The organism is Burkholderia sp. JPY481 (assembly GCF_038900515.1).
GTDB lineage: Bacteria > Pseudomonadota > Gammaproteobacteria > Burkholderiales > Burkholderiaceae > Paraburkholderia > Paraburkholderia youngii.
Map to the genome: position 1 here is coordinate 94,202 of NZ_JAYMRT010000018.1, position 18,821 is coordinate 113,022.

Here is an 18,821-nt window from a genome sequence, read left to right on the forward strand (position 1 = left end):
ACAAGCGACGTGCGGACCGCCGGTAAGAAGACCGATACGCGATAGGGTCAGGCGCTCCACGCTGCATTTTGCAAGACGAGCCGATAGCCGTGAGGATCCTCGAATGTTCGAGCCGACACGTCCCAGTAAGGATTGAACGACTTTACGCAAACAAATCCATTTTCGACAAGGCGATCACACATCGCCCTCCACACTTGTCGATCCGGTATGTAAAACACCAGCAAGTCCTCACTCGTTGGGCGAGGCATCACAGGATGTTCGCTGCAATGGGTAAACTCAAAATGATAGTCCATGCTGGGACTTCCAAGCATCACCCCGTCGAATTCCTGATGATCCTGAAATCTGGCGAGCACGGCCAGACCAAGCGCTGAGCAATACATGCGTTCAGTACGGGCAAGATCGGAAACGGGCCGAGCGACTCTGAGATGCATCTTCATCGAATGGAATCGTGGAGCTTGTTGAAAACGTATCAAACATCGGTTTGCAACACAAAGCCGAGCGACGTCTGTGCCGAAGGATGTCGATCTGAAGGCCGAACCGCTTACACTTGGTTTGTGACTGGCCGGCGTGGAATTCGGTAAACGCAGGATGTGTACTTTGGCGTCACGCGGCTTTCCACGATGACGCCGCCTAACGATTCGGCAATGTGCCGGCTCGAGCGGTTCTCTTCTGCGACCGGATAGGTGAAGCTTGCACAGCCAATGGTTCGCGTTGCCCATTGCGCAACGGCAGTTACGGCCTCGCGGCCGAAGCCATTTCGATGACGATCTTCACGAATCCATATGCCGAGTTCCGGGCTCTCCATGCGTACGCGGTGCAGTCCGGCCAACCCAAGAAAACTCCCGTCTGCGCGGTGCCGTATCGCGAATACATAGTCTGACCCGTCGTCTATCGACGGTATCCACGACTGCCAGACCTCGTCGAAGTCTTGCCGGGATGCCGGCGTCTCCCAGGCCATGTGACGGGTGAGCGAAGGGGTGATGCATGCGAACGTGGCATCGGCGTCGCTGGCCGTGAACGGTTTAATCAGGAGCCGGGTTGATTCAATCTGGATTTCTGTCGGCCGCTGCAGCATCTCAGGCTTCCGTCGAGGTTTGTTCATATGTCGACGAATCAGAAACATGCATCGACTGGTTGAATCCGCCGACAGGGCCGCTCTGGGATAATGCTCAGCGCACGCAGCATGCACCGATGTTTTACGGATATCCCACGCGTCGAACGCGTCATCGCGATTCGCTTTTCGCATCGTCAGCACGCAACGCTCCTTGATTCGAGCGGCCAAAACGGCACGTCGGCACCGTCACCGAGAACGGGAACACCTACTCTGTCATGCATGCAATCATTCCTATTTGCGCCAACGCGATTCGGAGCGGCATAAAAGACGCGGCCCCGTCATGATTCGCGGGGCCGTTGGAAAAAGCTGTGTACAGTGTATGGACGTCGCGATCCCCACGCCTCGCCACTGGCGGTCATGGTGCACAGGATGAAATTGAGCGCGGCGGAGCTCATTGAAGCATGTTGCCTTTCGAAGAAAATGTCGTCAATGTCGATTTGCAACTGATCAACAACCCGCGGGGCGTCGTGAATCTCTGCAACTAGCCGGTCAGCGTCCCCTCGCTGACGGGCCATCATCCTACTGCTCAGTCTGTTCTGCCATTTCAGGGGCGTCGTCTACCTCGATGCCGAGGCAGCGGACCGTACTTTCCAGTTTGTGTGGCCACGCAGTAACTGCACAGCCCGGAAGTTCCTGCTGCGACGATAGATCGTAAGCGGTCTTTTGACGACGTCTCTCGGAGGCCAGGCGCAGCCGGGGAGTGCTTATGGCATGAGCGCGGCATAGTCGTCGGCGTCTTTCGACGAGCGAGTAAAGATCAGCACTGGCTTGCGCCCCGGCAACGGTGTCGGCGAACAACCATGACTTCCGGTCAACAACGACCGGAGTGATCATGAGCGATGCCGTTGCATAGCTCGTTCATTCACTTTGTTAAGGGCTCTTACGCTAGCCACTTCAATTCCTCAACGACAAGCTATGCAGGATCCCGCTCCTGTTTTTTTTGGGTGAAGCTCCATTCCACTAAACTTGTCCATGCCGGCGGTGTTCGCACCATGACTCTAAGCCTCCGTTTGGCTCGAACGGAGGGTGCTAGCCATCTAAATGCCAGAACTAGCAAGAAGGGCTGACTAGAGGCAGTAATCTAAAGCGACGTTCTGTGCATAGAGAACGCCATGACATTTTTGGTGCGAAATCCCCAATGCGATGCATTTAGGGGAATTGTGTATAAGGTCGTTGCGCCAAGGCGGCGAATTTCCGAAAGCCGGAACTTCAGATTTTCTCGGCCAACGTTTTTATATCGGCTGCAACCCGTCGACGCTAGTCATTTGATAAACAAAGCAATCTTCATCAGCGGGGGGCGCAATGCCGCTTTACCTTTCACAGCCCGAGCGACGCGCTGAAGTGAAATGAGTGCAAGCACCAATACGGCGCATTGGTGTAGCGTGGCCTAAAGGAAAAAAAATTTTGCTGTCATCAAACAAATTTTGACACTGTTTTTTTACTGATATCTTTGGTTACAGATATGAAACGTGATGACAGAAAAAGCAACGCCCCTCTATTGATGGGCAGCAAGATAAGAGCGCTGCGCAAGCGACTCGAGCGTACCTTGGACGAAACTGCAACGGCGGCCGGAATCTCGAAGCCGTTCCTTTCCCAGGTCGAGCGAGGGCAGGCGACACCGTCCATTTCGTCATTGGCCGGTATTGCGCAAGCGCTTGGAGTAACAATGCAGTACTTCGTCGAAACGCCGACCGAGGCGAAGTCCGTCCGCCGCGCAGCCGAAGGGCAGTACTTCAGCTTTGCCGACTCGGCGAATCGGTTTGCTCGCCTCACCAATGCAGCGGTCGGCAGGCAGCTTGACGCGATTCTCGTCCGAATGCCTGCCGGTCAGCCGCCGTCGGAAGTGACGACACATGCTGGAGAGGAGTTTCTCTATGTACTCAGCGGTCGGGTTTCGCTGAGCCTGGAGGGTCGTACCTTTATGCTTGATCCGGGTGACAGCGCGCACTTCGAGTCGACGGTCCCACACGGCTGGGCCAATGCGGCTACCGAAGAAACCGTGATTGTCTGGGTAGGTTCGCCGAGATTGTTTTAACCATTGTTGGTTTTGCCGCATTCGCGGCGCATCTTCGTTTCATACATTCGATTCTCCTAAGTGTATGAATATGCGTGAATACAAAAGGATCCATCGTATCCGTGCGAACGATGGCTGGGGATTCGCTTTGCCTGAAACTTCTTGTGACAAGAATCAGGACATTTTGTCATCCTCGTTGATCACCGAAATGGATAAGGGATGACTTTGGCGTTCGCATAGTCGGTGGTGGGCGGAGGTCATGAAGTAACGGGGCGGTCTCGGACGGGTACCGCTCGGGGGAAAGTGCCAAAGGTGTTCTCTGGCATGTCGATTTGGGTCAATGACACACGAAGGGAAAAATGAAACTCACGGCTTTGGGATCTACCATAAGGAAAATAGTGTGGGCAGAGATTGCGCTGACGGCCGCGCTTGGAACCACGGCGTTTGCACAGGTTCAATCGCCGAGCACCGCAGCGGCGAAAACTGACACGGCCTCTGCTCAACCCGATGGGCAAGACGCGAATGCGGCGGCGGCCGCACCGACCATAACATCGGGCGCCGCGGCGGGAACGACGTCGGTGAAGCAGTTGCAGAAGTTCGAGGTGACAGGTTCTCTGATCCGCAGCGCAGACAAACAAGGCCGCACTGAGGTTCAAGTCATCACCGCAAAAGAAATTCAGCAAAGCGGCTACACAACCGTGGCCGACTTCCTGCGCGGCACAGCGGTCAACTCCGCAAGCAGCTGGTCGCAATCGACGGCTTCGAGCTCGGCTCCGGGCGGTGCAGGTCTCGCACTGCGCGGCCTCAGCGAAAAGTACACGCTCGTGCTCGTCGACGGGCAGCGCGTGGCCAACTACGCGCAGGCCGTCAACTTCACCGACACGTTCTTCGACATCAACACGATCCCGATGAACATCGTGGACCGCATTGAAATCGTGAAGACGGGCGCTGTGTCTGTGTATGGTTCCGACGCGATCGCGGGTGTCGTGAACATCATCACGAAGAAGAACTTCGAGGGCTTGCAGCTCGACGCCATGCTCGGCAAGGCGCAGCATCCCGGCAATGCCGAGGGCACCTTCAGCGTTTTAGGCGGTGTCGGCAACCTGGCTTCCGACCGCTGGAACATCACGGCGGCCGCCAGCTACTATCGTGACAGCGGTTCGACGCTCGCCGACCGCGACATGACGAAAAACCAGGACTTCACGCAGTTTCCGGGCGGCAACGCGGCGCCGTTGGGTCCGAACCAGCAGTCGTACTGGCAACTCGCGGACGGCACCCATCAGGCGCTCAGCCCCTGTCCGCCGGGCAGCAACGCGACGGCGACGGGTGGCCAGTCGTGTACTTACAACGTTGCGAACACCACGTCGCTCATTCCGGCGACGACGCGGCTGAACGCGAAGGTGCGCGCCACATTCAAGATCGACGACACCACGCAAGCCTATGCAGGTTTCTGGGCGAGCCGCAATGAAACCGTGCAGTTAAACGGTCCGGCGTCGCTCAGCAGCACGACGAACGTGTTCGACCCGTCGACGGGCACGGTCTCGCCTGTTCCGCGCACCGTCTCGGCTTCGAACCCGTTCAACCCGTACGGCGTTCCGACGCTGATCAACCTGACGTTCCCGAACAACACACGAGTCACCGATACAACCTCGACGTTCCTGATGGCGAACACGGGCATCAAAGGTTCGTTCGACACGGCGAAGTTCGGCAACTGGGATTGGTCGGCAGAGTACGGCCATTCGCAAAGTACCGTCGCAAGCACCTTCGGGAACACGCTCAATGTGGCGGGCCTCGAGAACATGCTCGCGAACGGTACCTATAACTTCTCGAACCCGGGCTCGACGCCGAATGGTCTGAACGGCGTGTTCCAGGACGACAACCAGCTGTCGATCACGAAGCTCGACCAGGTGCTGGCGAAGGCCTCGACGACCAACCTCTTCACGCTGCCGGCCGGCGGCGTGGGTCTGGGTGTCGGCAGTGAGTTCCGTCACGAGTCGACCGTCATCAACTCGCAGACCTATGCGACGCAAGGCATTACGGCACCCGCCAACGTCCAGACCGTGGACGGCGAGCGCAATGTCGCGGCCGCCTTCTATCAGATCGACATTCCGATCATCCGCAACCTGACGTTTACGCAGTCGGGCCGTTACGACCACTACAGCGATTTCGGCGGCGCCTTCTCGCCGAGCTTCGCGCTCCGCTTCCAGCCGGTTCGCATGCTGACGGCGTACGCATCGTACGGCCGGGGATTCCGCGCGCCGACGGCGGTCGAGAACTCGCAATCGGTTTATCTGGGCCACCAGAACCTCGTGGACCCGAACGATCCGAGCGGCACACCCACGAAGCATTTCACGACGGAGCAGACGACCGGCAATCCGAACCTGCAGCCTGAGCACACGAAGAACTACAACATCGGCTTTACGCTCTCGCCGGACGCGACGACGGACTTCGGTGCGGCCTTCTACAAGGTGCACATCGACAGCGTCATCGGCACGCCGGATCCGAACGCGATTCTGCAGGCGAACGATCCGAATTTCGTCGTGCGTAACTCCGACGGCACCATTCGCTACATCAAAATGCCGTTCCAGAACCTGGGCTCGCTCGATACGGACGGCTTCGACCTCGATTTCCGCAAGAGCGTGGGCACGAAGTACGGCACGTTCACGCTGTCGGGAGACTGGGCCTACGTCTGGCACTTCAAGCTGAAGGGCGGCGGCGAGACTCAAGACTTCGCGGGCAACAACCTGGCGCTGCTGCAGCCGTTCGGCGCGAGCAATCCGCGCTGGAAGGGCAATACGAGCCTGAGCTGGGATTACCGCCAACTGACCACCACGCTCACGTGGCAGTACACGGGCCCCTACACGAACGCGGTTGCGGCCGAGTTCGGCGATGGCGGCACGCTGTCGGTTGCCTCGTACAGCCAGTTCAACCTGGTGGCCACCTATCGCGGCTTCAAGCACTGGACCATTTATGGCGGTATCCAGAACCTGTTCGACAGGAAGCCGCCGTTCGACGTCGAATGGCAGTCGACTCCTGACATCACGGGTTACGACCAATCGCTGTACACGAACCTTGGCCGCTTCTTCCAGGTGGGTGCGACTTATCGTTTCTGATCGCGACAGGCCGGCGCCCGACCGTGCGAGGCACAGTCATGCGCCGGCCCGCGTGTAATGGCAGTGGCAAGTAATCCCTTGTGAACAGCCTCATCCGCGGTTCGAGTCGCGACAGCGCCTCGAACATGGAACAGGCGAATCACGCTGCGAGGATCGAAGGTATGAAAGTAGAAGCACGTATGACTCCGACATCATCCGTGAACGCGGGCGGGGTCGCGAGGCCCGGGCGCCCGCGCGCATTCGGGCGCAAGCAGCAAAATCCGGCTCGCCGCTTCGGCGGCATTGCTGTCGTCATCGTCCTGCACATCGTGCTGGTCTATGCGCTGCTCAACGGCCTCGCGACGAAGGTCGTACAAGTCATTCAGCATCCCATCGAAACGAAGATCATCGAGCCGGTCAAGCCGCCGCCTCCGCCGCCGCTGCCCGAGGTGAAGCTGCCGCCGCCGAGGTTTGCGCCGCCACCGCCGCCCTTTGTGCCGCCGCCCGAAGTGCCGGTTCAAGCGCCGCCGCAGCCCACGATCGCGCACCAGGCCACGCCCGTGCAGTCGGCGCCCGTGACGGCACCACCCGCACCGCCTGCGCCGCCCGTCAAGGCTGCTGCGCCGGTGCGCACCGAAGTCGGTGTCGTCTGCCCGAATTCCGATCAGATCCGCAGTTCTATCGCCTATCCGAAGGAAGCGCAGGAGAACGGCGATACCGGCGATGTGGTGATCGAATTCACCGTCGATCCCGAAGGACATCTTGGCAACGTTCATGTGGCCAAGTCGTCGGATCACGACAGTCTGGACGAGGCGGCATACAAGGCCGTCAAGCGGTTCAACTGCATCGCGCAAGGCCAGGCCGTACGCGTGCAGGTGCCTTTTTCGTTCAACCTGAATTGACTCGAGACATAGCAATCCGCGCCAGACGCCCGCGGTGCCGGCAACGACAGCCTGCACCGACGGTTTAACCCAATTTCTTAGGTTCAACGATTGAACTGGAGCTCAACATGAATAAGCGTTCCGTCGCCACCCTGGCAACCAGCCTCCTGATCGCCGCCGCCGCGGTGAATATCCTCGTCGCACCGCAACTCGCGCATGCTCAAGCAAGCGTGGCCGCCTCCGCCGCGCCCGCCGTAGCGGCACCGCAGATGAACGCGTCCGCCACCGCAACCGACGAGCCGGCGCCGCCGCCCGCCCCGGCGGCGACGCAGTCCGTCGAGAACCCCTACGGTCTCGGCGCGCTGTGGAAGAACGGCGACTTCGTCGCGCGCTTTGTGCTGCTCCTGCTGGTCATCATGTCGATGGGCAGCTGGTACATCATGGTCACGAAGTTCTTCGAGCAGTTTCGCGCCAATCGCCGCGCGAAGCATGCCGACGAGCAATTGTGGAGCGCGCCGTCGCTCACCGAAGGTACCCAGCAGCTCGATGAGTCATCGCCGTTCCGCTTCATCGCAGAGACGGCGATCGAGGCAGGCCAGCATCACGATGAGGCACTGCTCGAAGCCGTCGACCGCAATACATGGATCGACGTCTCGGTGGAGCGTGCGATCACGAACGTGTCGAACCGTATGCAAGACGGTCTCGCGTTCCTCGCGACAGTCGGCTCGACGGCCCCTTTCATCGGCCTGTTCGGCACCGTCTGGGGCATCTATCACGCGCTGACCGCGATCGGCATCGCGGGTCAGGCCTCAATCGACAAGGTGGCCGGCCCCGTCGGTGAAGCGCTGATCATGACGGCTATCGGTCTTGGCGTCGCGGTGCCGGCCGTGCTCGGCTACAACTTCCTCGTTCGCCGCAACAAGTCGGTGATGGAGCGCGTCCGTGCCTTCGGCGCTCAACTCCATGCCGTGCTGCTCGCCGGCAGCAAGCGTTCGGCCCGTCCTGTCGCGGTGCGTTCCGCCGCGACCGCCCCGTAACCGGCAGTCTGAAGCCTGAGCGAGGTCCATCATGGCCATGAGCGTGGGACAAAACGAAGATAGCGACGACGTTATCGCCGCCATCAATACGACGCCGCTCGTCGACGTGATGCTGGTGTTGCTGATCATCTTCCTGATCACGATCCCGGTCGTCACGCATACGGTGCCGGTGCAACTGCCGAAAGAGACGATCCAGCCGCTACAGACGACACCGACGAGCATCGAGATCGCGGTCAATCGCGACGGCGATTTCTTCTGGAACGAGAAGCACGTGGATAGTGCGACGCTGCTGTCGCGGCTGAAGGATGTTTCGCTGATGCAGCCGCAGCCCGAGGTGCACGTGCGCGGCGACCAGAGCACGCGTTACGAGTTCATCGGCCGCGTGATCACGACCTGTGAACGCGCCGGCATCGCGAAGGTGTCATTTATCACGGAGCCGCCTGCGCGCGGCGGCTAGGAGGCGAATATGGGAATGAACGTTCCTTCGGGCGGCGCTGGCGGTGACCCGGAAGTGATGGTGGATATCAACACCACGCCGCTCATCGACGTGATGCTGGTGTTACTGATCATGCTGATCATCACGATCCCGATCCAGATGCATGCGGTGAAGATGAATCTGCCGGTCGGCAATCCGCCGCCGCCGCTCACGCAGCCTGAAATCGTGCAGATCGACATCGATTTCGACGGCACGACGACCTGGAACGGCACGCTGGTGCCGGACCAGGCGGCGCTCGAGGCGAAGCTTGCGCACGTCGCGGCCGAGCCCGTGCAGGCCGAGATTCATCTGCGTCCGAACAAGCTCGCGCCTTACAAGGATGTGGCGGCCGTCATGGCGTCGGCGCAGCGCGTTGGCGCCACGAAGATTGGGCTCATCGGTAACGAGCAGTACATGCAATAAGGACGGTGTGATGAGAATAGTCAATCGACGGCTCAAACAGGCGTTGTCGGCGGCCGTCGTCGGCGTGGTCTTCACCGCGGCGGCGCTGCCGGCCGCGGCCGACACCCTGCGTCCCGACGTCGGCAAGCCGCTCAGCGCGGCCCAGGATCTCTATCGGGCGCACAAGTACAAGGATGCACTTGCCAGGATCGCGCAAGCCGCGGCCGTGCCGAACAAGACGCCGTACGAGATCTACATGGTCGAGGAAATGCGCGGCGCGGCGCTGATGGCGGACGGCGAGGCGGGTGCGGCCGCCCAGGCCTATCAGACGCTGCTCGGCACCGGGCAACTGAAGGGCGACGACGAACAACGCGTGAGCGCGACGCTGGCTGGCATTTACTTCCAGCAGCACGACTATGCGCGCGCGATTGCAACGGCACAGCGTTACCAGAAGGCGGGAGGCAGCGATCCGCAGATGAAGGAGCTGCTCGTGCAGTCGTACTACCTGTCGAACGATTGCACGAGTGTAGTCGGTGCGCTGAAGCCGGCGATCGACGCGCAAGTGCGCGGCAACCACGCGCCCGATGAGTCGCAATTGCAGCTATTGAGTACGTGCGCGCAACGCAGCAAGGACGACGCGACCTATCGCACCGCACTTGAAGCGCTGGTCGCCTACCACCCGAGGCAGGCGTACTGGGACAACCTGTTCTCGGCGATTCGTGCAAAGCCGGGCTACTCGCCGAAACTTGACGTGGACGTGCACCGGTTGCGCCGCGCCAACGGTGCTTTCGGCTCGGTGGACGACTACATGGAGATGACGCAGCTTTCCCTCGTCGCGGGTACGCCGGCCGAAGCGAAACAGGTCATCGATCAGGGCTTCGCCTCGGGCGTGCTCGGCAAAGATGCGCAGGCGGAGCGCGAAAAGCGCCTGCAGGCGCTCACGGCGAAGCGCGCGCAGGCGGGCAGCGATGCCGGCGATCCCGTCGCGCCCGTCGACCAGGGGTTCAACCTCGTGTTCGCTGGTCACGCGAAAGACGGACTGGCGATGATGGAGTCGGCGATCGCGAAGGGCGGCCTCGCCCATCCCGATCAGGCGCAACTGCATCTGGGCATCGCCTACTACTTGGCGGGACAGAAGCCGCGCGCGATTCAGGCTTTCAGGGCGGTCAAAGGCACGGACGGCTCCGCCGACCTTGGCCGGCTGTGGACGCTCACGGCGTCGAAGTAGGCCGACCGGCCGGGCCCGCGCCCGGCCGTGTGCTCCGATCCGATCAATGTCACGCCGGCTTTCGTCCGGCGTGCGCACACGCACAGTGACAATGAAACTTCTGACGTTCCGCTCGTTGCGCCGGCTCTCGTCGCTTGCGCCGATGGTCACGCCCCTGATCGCCGCGATGGTCGCGACGACCGGCGCGACCATCGCATTGCCGGCCGCCGCCAAACCGGCGATCGCGCAATTCGGCGAACCGAAATACCAAGCGGATTTCACGCATTTCGACTACGCGAATCCCGACGCGCCGACTACCGGCGAATTGACTTTCCAGAACTACAACGACAACCAGAGCTACGATTCGACGAATCCGTTCATCGTGCGCGGCATGCCCGCGCCGGATATCCGTAACCTGATGTTCGATACCCTGATGCAACGCAGCTGGGACGAGCTGGCTTCCGAATATCCGCTGATCGCGGACGATGTGGTGCTCGCGCCCGACCAACGCTCCGCGACGTTCCACATCAATCCGGCGGCGCGTTTCTCGAACGGCGATCCGATCACTGCACAGGACGTCAAATACTCGTTCGATACGCTGAAGAGCGCGCAGGCGTCCCCGTTGATTTCGTCGCAGTTCGTGCAGATCAAGCGCGCGACGGTGATCGACCGTCTGACCGTGCGCTTCGACTTCGTCGACAACTCGAGATCCAATCCGTTGATCGCCGGTGATCTGCCGGTGTTTTCGCCGAAGTGGGGCATGCAACAGGATGGCAAGCGCTTGCCATTCGATCAACTGTCCGTCGATCCGCCGATCGCGAGCGGCGCCTATCTGATCGAGTCGCGTAAGAACGACAAGCAGATCACCTATCGCCGCAACCCGAACTATTGGGCCGCGAACCTGCCGGCGCGGCGTGGGATGTTCCGCTTCGAGCGCGTGACGTTCAAGCTCTATGTCGACCAATACACGATGCTCGAATCGTTCAAGGCCGGCAACGAGGATGTGCGCGTCGAATACAGTTCGACTCAGTGGGCGCGCAAATATGTCGGCAAGAACTTCAAGTCTGGGTTCCTGCACAGGGGCGAGTTCGAAGACGGCCCCGCGCAAATGCAGGGCTTCATCATCAACACGCGCAAGCCCCAATTCCAGGACCGGCGGGTTCGCCATGCGCTTGCACTCGCATTCGACTACGAGTGGATGAACCGGATGATGTTCTACGGGCAGTATCGCCGAACGAACAGCTTCTGGCAGGACAGCCCGTTCGGTGCGACCGGCATACCTAGCGAGAAGGAGGTGAAGCTGCTCGAGCCGTTCCGCGCATCGTTGCCTCCCGAAGTGTTCGGCCCGATGGTCAAGCTGCCGAACACGCTGCCGCCCGGCTCGCTACGGCAGAACCTGCGGCAGGCGCGCGACCTGCTCGCCGACGCGGGCTGGCACTACCGCGACGGCGCATTGCGTGATGCGAGCGGCAAGCCGATGACGATCGAGATCATCGATAACCAGCCGGGCATGGACCGCATCATCATCCCCTACACGCAGGCGCTGCAGACGCTGGGCATCCACGCTTACTTCCGCGAACTCGACAGTGCGCTTTATCAGAAGCGGCTGGACAACTTCGAGTACGACATGACGACGTATATCTATCCGCCCGTCACGATCCCGGGGCCGGAGCTGATACGCCGGTTCACGAGCCCTGCTGCATCGCAGGTCGGTTCGGAAAACTACATGGGTATTCGTTCGAAGGCCGTGGATACGCTCGTGCACGCGGCTATCGCGGCCGACACGCTCGATGACCTCGAGACGGCCACGCGCGCGCTCGATCGCGTGCTGATCAACGAGTACTACCTCGTGCCGCAGTACTACGAGCCGTACGCGCGGATCGGCTACAAGTCGACCATCGGGTTCCCGAAGGTGACACCGATCACCTATCAGTACGAGGACTGGGTCATCAACTACTGGTATCGCAAACCGCAGGCGCAGACAACCGCCGCAGTGCATTGAGGAGCGTCATGTTCGCCTACATTCTCAGACGTCTGCTGTTGATGGTGCCGACGATCATCGGTGTCGTCACGCTGACTTTCGTCGTGACCCAGTTCGTGCCGGGCGGCCCGGTGGAGCAGATGGTGACCCAGCTTCGTCACGGCGAGTCGCGCCACGGTGCCGACGGTGGCGGCGGCAGCGGCTACCACGGCAACCAGGGCCTCGACCCGCAGCAGATCGAGCAGATCAAGAAGCAATTCGGCTTCGACAAGCCGGCGCACACACGTTACCTGTTGATGTTAAAGAGTTACGCGACGTTCGATCTCGGCCAGTCGTACTTCCAGCACAAGAGCGTGTGGGAGGTGATCCGCAGCAAGTTGCCAGTCTCCATTTCGCTCGGGCTCTGGACCGTGATGCTGACTTACGCGGTGGCCGTTCCGCTCGGCATCGCCAAAGCCGTGCGCAACGGCTCGCGCTTCGATGCGGTGACGAGCGTACTCGTCCTCGTCGGCTACGCGATTCCCGGATTCGTGCTCGGCGTGTTGTTGCTGATGCTGTTCGGCGGCGGCACGTTCTGGCAGCTCTTTCCGATGCGCGGACTCACATCGGACGACTTCGCCGATCTGTCCGCCGTGGGCAAGGTGCTCGACTATGTCTGGCACATGGTGCTGCCCGTGACGGCGTCCGTGGTCGGCAACTTCGCGATCGTGACGATACTGACGAAGAACACGTTCCTCGAAGAGATCGGCCGGCAATACGTACTGACGGCTCGCGCCAAAGGTGCGCCCGAGCGCGACGTGTTGTGGAAGCACGTGCTGCGCAACGCCGCCATTCCGTTGTTGACAGGGCTGCCCGCTGCGTTCGTCGGCGCGTTCCTGAACGGCAACCTGCTGATCGAGACGCTGTTCTCGCTCGACGGCATGGGTCAGCTGTCGTACGACTCGGTGATTCGCCGCGACTACCCGGTGGTGCTCGGCTCGCTGTTTCTCTTCACCCTGATCGGCCTTCTAACCAAACTCATTGCTGATGTCTGCTATGTCATCGTCGACCCCCGCATCCAATTCGACCGCGTGGACCGCTAAGGCGGCCGCGGCGTCCTCCGTGTCGGTCTCGCCGTGGCGACGCACCTGGCTGCGCTTCAAGAGCCAGAAGCTCGGCTACTGGAGTCTGATCGTATTCGTCGCGCTGTTCGTCGTCAGCCTTGCCGGCGAACTGCTCGCCAATGACAAGCCACTCGTCGTGCGCTACGACGGGCACTACTACTTCCCGATTCTGAAGGAGTATCCGGAGACGCAGTTCGGCGGCGATTTCCCCGCGAAGACCAACTATCTGGATCCGTATATCCGCTCCCGCCTGGAGGCAAACGGAAATTTCGCGGTCTATGCGCCGAACCACAACTACTACGACACGATCGACTATTTCGCCGAGCGGCCGTTTCCGGCGCCGCCGAGCGCCGCGAACTGGCTCGGCACCGATCAGTTCGGGCGCGACGTTCTCGCGCGGCTGCTCTACGGCTTTCGGGTCTCGGTGCTGATGGCGATCGCGCTGACCTTGTCAGGCGTGTTCTTTGGCGTGTTGACGGGTGCGCTGCAAGGCTTCTACGGCGGACGGACCGACCTCATCGGCCAGCGCCTGATCGAGATCTGGTCGTCGATGCCGGACCTCTATCTGCTCATCATCTTCGCCTCGATCTTCGAGCCGACGCTTTGGCTGCTGTTCATCCTGCTGTCGATGTTCGGCTGGCTGCTGTTGTCCGATTACGTGCGCGCGGAATTCCTGCGCAATCGCGCGCTCGACTACGTGAAGGCCGCGCGCACGATGGGACTCTCGAACTGGCAGATCATCTGGCGTCACATATTGCCGAACAGCCTGACACCGGTCATCACGTTCCTGCCGTTTCGCATGAGCGCCGCGATTCTCTCACTGACGAGCCTCGACTTTCTCGGCCTCGGCGTTCCGCCGCCCACGCCGAGCCTCGGCGAACTGTTGCAGGAGGGCAAGAACAATCTGGACGCCTGGTGGATCTCGGTATCGGTGTTCTCCGCGCTCGTCGCCACGCTGCTGCTTCTGACGTTCATGGGCGACGCGCTGCGCAACGCGCTCGATACCCGCAACCGCGGCTCGGCGTTCGGAGGTGGGAAATGAGCGAAAACTGCAAACCGCTGCTCAGCATCGAAGATTTTTGCGTCTCGTTCGGCGACAGGCAATGCGTGTTCGACGTCAACCTCGCGATCGGCCGCGGCGAGCGTGTTGCGCTCGTCGGCGAATCGGGCTCGGGCAAGAGCGTGACCGCGCTGTCGGTGCTGCGCCTCGTGCGCGATGCCACGCACACGGGCCGCATCGTCTTCGATGGAGAAGACCTGCTGACGAAGAGCGAACAGCAGATGCGCGGCGTACGCGGCGCCGATATCGCGATGGTGTTCCAGGAGCCGATGACGGCGCTCAATCCGCTTTATACGGTGGGCCAGCAGATCGCGGAGAGCCTGCGGCTGCACGAGGGGCTGCGCCCGAACGCGGCGCGCGAGCGCGGCATCGAGTTGCTGCGCCGTACGGGCATTCCCGAACCCGAACGCCGCATCGACAGCTACCCGCACCAACTGTCGGGCGGCCAGCGCCAGCGCGCGATGATCGCGATGGCGCTCGCGTGCCGCCCGCGGCTGCTGCTGGCCGACGAGCCGACCACGGCGCTCGATGTGACGGTGCGCCAGCAGATCGTCGACCTGCTGATCGGCTTGCAGGAGCAGGAGGCGCGGGAGCGCGGCATGGCCGTGCTGTTGATCACGCATGACCTGAATCTTGTGCGGCGGTTCGCGCAGCGCGTCGCCGTCATGGAGAAGGGCGTGCTCGTCGAAACGAACACGACCGAAGCGCTGTTCGCGAATCCGCAACATCCTTACACGAAGCGATTGCTCGATAGCGAGCCGCGTCGCGCAATCGAGACCGTGCCTGATGATGCGCAGAACGTGCTGTCAATCGAGGGGCTCGCGGTCGACTATCGAACGAGCGCCAAAGGCTGGCGTTCGTTGTTCGGCAGGACGGCGTTCCGCGCGCTGCACGAAGTCGATCTCACGCTGCGCCGCGGCGAGACGCTCGGCATCGTCGGGGAATCCGGCTCCGGCAAGTCGACGCTCGCCTCGACGGTGCTCGGCTTGCAGCGGGCCACGGTCGGCGACGTCAAGGTGGCCGGCAAGCCGCTGCGCGAATATCGATCGTCCAGCAAGGCCTGGCGTGCGCTGTCTGCGCGCATGCAGATCGTGTTCCAGGATCCGTTCGGCTCGCTTTCGCCGCGCATGACGATCGAGCAGATCGTCGGCGAGGGGTTGCGGGTTCATCGTCCCCAGCTCGATGCGCCTGAACGCAGGGCGCGTATCGTCGAGCTGCTGCAGGAGGTCGGTTTGTCCGCCGACGTGCTGCTGCGTTATCCGCACGAATTCTCGGGCGGTCAGAGACAACGGATCGCGATTGCGCGCGCGCTTGCCGTAGAGCCCGAATTGATCGTGCTCGACGAGCCGACGAGTGCGCTCGACGTATCGGTGCAGCAGCAAGTGCTCGGCCTGTTGACGCGCTTGCAGAAAAAGTATGGGCTCAGCTACCTTTTCATCACGCATGATCTGGCCGTGATCCGCGCGATGGCGCACCGCGTGGTCGTCATGAAATCGGGGCGGATCGTGGAGACCGGCGACACGCTCGACGTGTTCGACGCACCTTCGCATCCCTATACCCAGTCGTTGCTCGCGGCGTCGATTCTGCAGAACGCCGCGCTCAAGGAGAACATTGCATGATCGAAGAACTCTGGACATCGGCCGCGCGCGCATTGCGCAGCGATGCCGATTTCTGGTCGGTGCGTTTCGTGGACGAACGCACGGACGAGCACGTTGTGCGCAACGACGTGGCCTTGCCGCTTTCCACCGCACGCGAGCGCGGTGCGATGGTGACGGCGTGGGCCGGTGCGGGCGCGGGCTACGCGGCGACCGCGGATCTTTCGGCAAGCGGCCTGCAACGCGCGCTCGACATCGCCGCCGCACGTGCGCAGGCGAGCGCGGCACACACGCTCATCGACCATCGCGAGATTGCGCGGCCGACGCAAAGCGGCAGCTATGTGTCACCGAATGCACAGGGCGCTCTGCCGTCGCGGCGCGAATGGCTCGAACGGCTCGCGCACGAATGCGCGGCTGCAAATCTGGGCGAGCGCATCGTCGAGCGCGTGGCCGGCATGCAAGTGACGCACTGCGATCAGCTTTACTTGACGAGCGATGGCGTGCGCATCGATCAACAGTTGCGCTTTCTCATGCCGAGCCTTTCGGCAGTCGCGCACGGCGACGGCGACACCCAGGAGCGAACGCTCGCGGGCCACTATGGGACGCTCGCGCAGGGCGGCATGGATATCCTCGCGCGCTACGGCTTTGACGGCGCTGGTGCGCGCGTGGCCGACGAGGCGCTGCAACTGCTGGCCGCGCCGAACTGTCCCAGCGGCCGCCGCGACTTGCTGCTGATGCCCGACCAGATGATGCTGCAAATTCACGAATCGATTGGCCATCCACTCGAACTCGACCGCATTCTCGGCGACGAGCGCAATTTCGCGGGCTGGAGCTTCGTGAAGCCGGAGATGTTCGGCCACTACCAGTACGGCTCGGAATTGCTGAACGTGACCTTCGACCCGGATGTGCGCGAAGAAGCCGCCGCCTACGCGTTCGACGACGACGGCAGCGCCGCCAGCCGCCAATATCTGATTCGTGCCGGCGTGCTGGAACGGCCGCTCGGCGGCGCGCTGTCACAGCAGCGGGCGGGACTGCCTGGCGTGGCGAACTCGCGCGCATCCAACTGGAACCGGCCGCCTATCGACCGCATGGCGAACCTCAACATTGAACCCGGTGAATCGTCGCTCGACGTGCTGATCGCGGGCATCGAGCATGGCATCCTTATGAAAACCAACACGTCCTGGTCCATCGACGATCATCGCAACAAGTTCCAGTTCGGCTGCGAATTCGGCCAGCTGATCGAGAACGGAAACCTCACGCAGGTCGTCAAGCGTCCGAACTATCGTGGCGTTTCCGCGAGCTTCTGGCGCAGCCTCGCCGCGGTTGGCAATGCATCCACGCGCGAAATCTACGGCACACCAATGTGCGGCAAGGGTGAACCCGCGCAGGTGATCCGTGTGGGTCATGCGTCGCCCGCTTGCGTGTTTTCGAACGTCGAAGTATTCGGAGGCGCGTGATGACCGAGATGCTTTTCCCGGGCGGCGTCGAGGCGATCGACTGGCACGCGCGTTTCATGATGCTCGCCAGCGCGATTGAGCGCCTGCGCCGACCCGGTGAGACCGTGCTTAGTTCGTTTGCGGGCGAGCAGTCGGATTTCATCCGCTTCAACGCGGGCAAGGTGCGGCAAAGCGGTCAGGTGGAGCAGGGGCGATTGACACTGCGGCTCGTGAACGGTGCGCGTCAGGCGTATTTCACGCTCGACCTGAGCGGCGACACCCACGCCGACGTGCGTGACGTGGACAAAGCGCTCGCGGCGCTGCGCGAAAGCCTGCTGGACGCACCCGACGATCCGCATGTGCTGTTCGATAGCACGGCGTGGTCGCGCAGCACGCACCGCAGCGGTAGGCTCCCGGAGCCGCAAGCGCTCGTCGAACTCGTCGCGCAGTGTGCGCAGGGTCTCGATTTCGTGGGCTTCTACGCGGGCGGCACGGTTTTGCGCGGCTTCGCCTCGACCTCGGGTAGCCGCGGCTGGTACGAAGTGAAGAATTTCAATTTCAGCTGGTCCCTCTATCAGCCAAACGGGCGCGCGATCAAGACGACCTACGCGGGCGACGCGTGGGACGACGTCGTGTTCGCGGGCAAGGTGAGCGAGGCGGCGGCGCGCTTGCCCGTGTTGCTGCGTACGCCGCGCGTGCTCACGCCGGGCGGCTATCGCGCCTGGCTCGCACCGGCAGCGCTTTCGGAGTTGGTGGAATCGATGGCCTCGAATGGCTTTTCGGCGCGTGCCCAGGCGAACTCAATGAGTCCACTCTACAAGCTCCACACCGGCGCGTGCGCGTTCGACGCGCGCGTGGCGCTGGCGGAATCGCTTGAACTTGGCATCGCACCCGGTTTCAACGACGACGGCTATCTACGTGAGAGCGTGCCACTGATAGACGCGGGTCGCAGCGTTGGCCAGCTAACGAGCGCGCGTTCTGCGCGCGAGTGCGGGCTCGAACCGAACGGCGCACTGCCGGAGGAACTGCCCACCTCGCTTGCGATGGCCGGCGGCGACCTCGTCGAGGACGACGTGCTCGCACGCCTCGGTACCGGACTTTATGTCGGCAACCTGTGGTACGTGAACTTCTCGGACCGCATGAATTGTCGCCTGACCGGCATGACGCGCTTCGCGACCTTCTGGGTGGAGGACGGCGAGATCGTTGCGCCCGTCGACGCGATGCGCTTCGACGACAGCCTCTACGGCCTGCTTGGCGAACGTCTCGAAGCGCTTGGGGCTTGTCCGGAACTGCTGCTCTCCGACGCCACGTGGGGACAGCGCGCGACCGGTGGTCTACAACTGCCCGGCGCGCTTGTAAAGTCGTTCGAGCTGGTGTTGTAGCGCGGCGCGCTGGCCAGGTGGTCACGCATTACGGAAGTGCGG

The 18,821-nt window shown here is 61.9% G+C and carries 15 protein-coding genes and 1 pseudogene; 13 read left to right on the forward strand and 3 right to left on the reverse strand.

All coding sequences use genetic code 11. The features are described 5' to 3' along the window. Positions 1–47 precede the first annotated feature (47 nt). The 3 genes and pseudogenes from VSR82_RS31480 to VSR82_RS31490 form a co-directional block, all read right to left on the reverse strand. The gene (locus VSR82_RS31480; RefSeq protein ID WP_498858349.1) at positions 48–437 is read right to left on the reverse strand and encodes a VOC family protein; all 390 of its coding nucleotides are present in this window, start codon (positions 435–437) and stop codon (positions 48–50) included. 104 nt (positions 438–541) lie between these two features. Beyond that, the gene (locus VSR82_RS31485; RefSeq protein WP_368582224.1) at positions 542–1,075 is read right to left on the reverse strand and encodes a GNAT family N-acetyltransferase; all 534 of its coding nucleotides are present in this window, start codon (positions 1,073–1,075) and stop codon (positions 542–544) included. A 558-nt stretch (positions 1,076–1,633) separates the two neighbouring features. Next, a pseudogene (locus VSR82_RS31490) lies at positions 1,634–1,764 on the reverse strand (integrase); the annotation flags it as partial. Between the two features lie 812 nt (positions 1,765–2,576). Between VSR82_RS31490 and VSR82_RS31495 the strand changes: the two are divergent. From VSR82_RS31495 to VSR82_RS31555, 13 genes are all read left to right on the forward strand, one after another. Next, positions 2,577–3,149, forward strand: a complete 573-nt coding sequence (locus VSR82_RS31495) for a helix-turn-helix domain-containing protein (RefSeq protein WP_410850468.1) — start codon at positions 2,577–2,579, stop codon at positions 3,147–3,149. Positions 3,150–3,487: 338 nt separating this feature from the next. Beyond that, positions 3,488–6,241, forward strand: a complete 2,754-nt coding sequence (locus tag VSR82_RS31500; RefSeq protein ID WP_498858350.1) for a TonB-dependent receptor plug domain-containing protein — start codon at positions 3,488–3,490, stop codon at positions 6,239–6,241. A gap of 161 nt (positions 6,242–6,402) precedes the next feature. Beyond that, positions 6,403–7,122: an energy transducer TonB gene (locus VSR82_RS31505; protein ID WP_498858351.1), complete on the forward strand. Its 720-nt coding sequence runs from the start codon at positions 6,403–6,405 to the stop codon at positions 7,120–7,122. Positions 7,123–7,229: 107 nt separating this feature from the next. Continuing rightward, positions 7,230–8,138: a MotA/TolQ/ExbB proton channel family protein gene (locus tag VSR82_RS31510; protein WP_498858352.1), complete on the forward strand. Its 909-nt coding sequence runs from the start codon at positions 7,230–7,232 to the stop codon at positions 8,136–8,138. Positions 8,139–8,169: 31 nt separating this feature from the next. Further along, complete coding sequence (locus VSR82_RS31515) at positions 8,170–8,595, forward strand: ExbD/TolR family protein (protein WP_368582117.1); 426 nt, start codon at positions 8,170–8,172, stop codon at positions 8,593–8,595. Positions 8,596–8,604: 9 nt separating this feature from the next. Next, positions 8,605–9,036 carry an ExbD/TolR family protein gene (locus VSR82_RS31520; protein ID WP_368582116.1) on the forward strand — a complete coding sequence of 144 codons (432 nt, stop codon included), beginning with the start codon at positions 8,605–8,607 and terminating at the stop codon, positions 9,034–9,036. A gap of 10 nt (positions 9,037–9,046) precedes the next feature. Further along, on the forward strand, positions 9,047–10,243 hold the full coding sequence (locus tag VSR82_RS31525; RefSeq protein WP_498858353.1) for a tetratricopeptide repeat protein: 1,197 nt from the start codon (positions 9,047–9,049) through the stop codon (positions 10,241–10,243). Positions 10,244–10,334: 91 nt separating this feature from the next. Next, positions 10,335–12,224 carry an extracellular solute-binding protein gene (locus VSR82_RS31530; protein WP_498858354.1) on the forward strand — a complete coding sequence of 630 codons (1,890 nt, stop codon included), beginning with the start codon at positions 10,335–10,337 and terminating at the stop codon, positions 12,222–12,224. An 8-nt stretch (positions 12,225–12,232) separates the two neighbouring features. Beyond that, a complete protein-coding gene (locus tag VSR82_RS31535) occupies positions 12,233–13,285 on the forward strand; it encodes a microcin C ABC transporter permease YejB (RefSeq protein ID WP_368582111.1) in 1,053 nt (350 codons plus the stop codon). Continuing rightward, complete coding sequence (locus VSR82_RS31540) at positions 13,239–14,348, forward strand: ABC transporter permease (RefSeq protein ID WP_498858355.1); 1,110 nt, start codon at positions 13,239–13,241, stop codon at positions 14,346–14,348. The genes VSR82_RS31535 and VSR82_RS31540 overlap by 47 nt, the downstream gene beginning before the upstream one ends. Further along, positions 14,345–15,985: an ABC transporter ATP-binding protein gene (locus tag VSR82_RS31545; protein WP_368582108.1), complete on the forward strand. Its 1,641-nt coding sequence runs from the start codon at positions 14,345–14,347 to the stop codon at positions 15,983–15,985. The genes VSR82_RS31540 and VSR82_RS31545 overlap by 4 nt, the downstream gene beginning before the upstream one ends. Beyond that, positions 15,982–17,418 (forward strand): TldD/PmbA family protein, encoded by a 1,437-nt coding sequence (locus tag VSR82_RS31550; RefSeq protein WP_498858356.1) that lies wholly within the window; start codon positions 15,982–15,984, stop codon positions 17,416–17,418. Before VSR82_RS31545 ends, VSR82_RS31550 begins: the two co-directional genes overlap by 4 nt. Continuing rightward, the gene (locus VSR82_RS31555) at positions 17,418–18,779 is read left to right on the forward strand and encodes a TldD/PmbA family protein (protein ID WP_498858357.1); all 1,362 of its coding nucleotides are present in this window, start codon (positions 17,418–17,420) and stop codon (positions 18,777–18,779) included. Before VSR82_RS31550 ends, VSR82_RS31555 begins: the two co-directional genes overlap by 1 nt. Positions 18,780–18,821 lie beyond the last annotated feature (42 nt).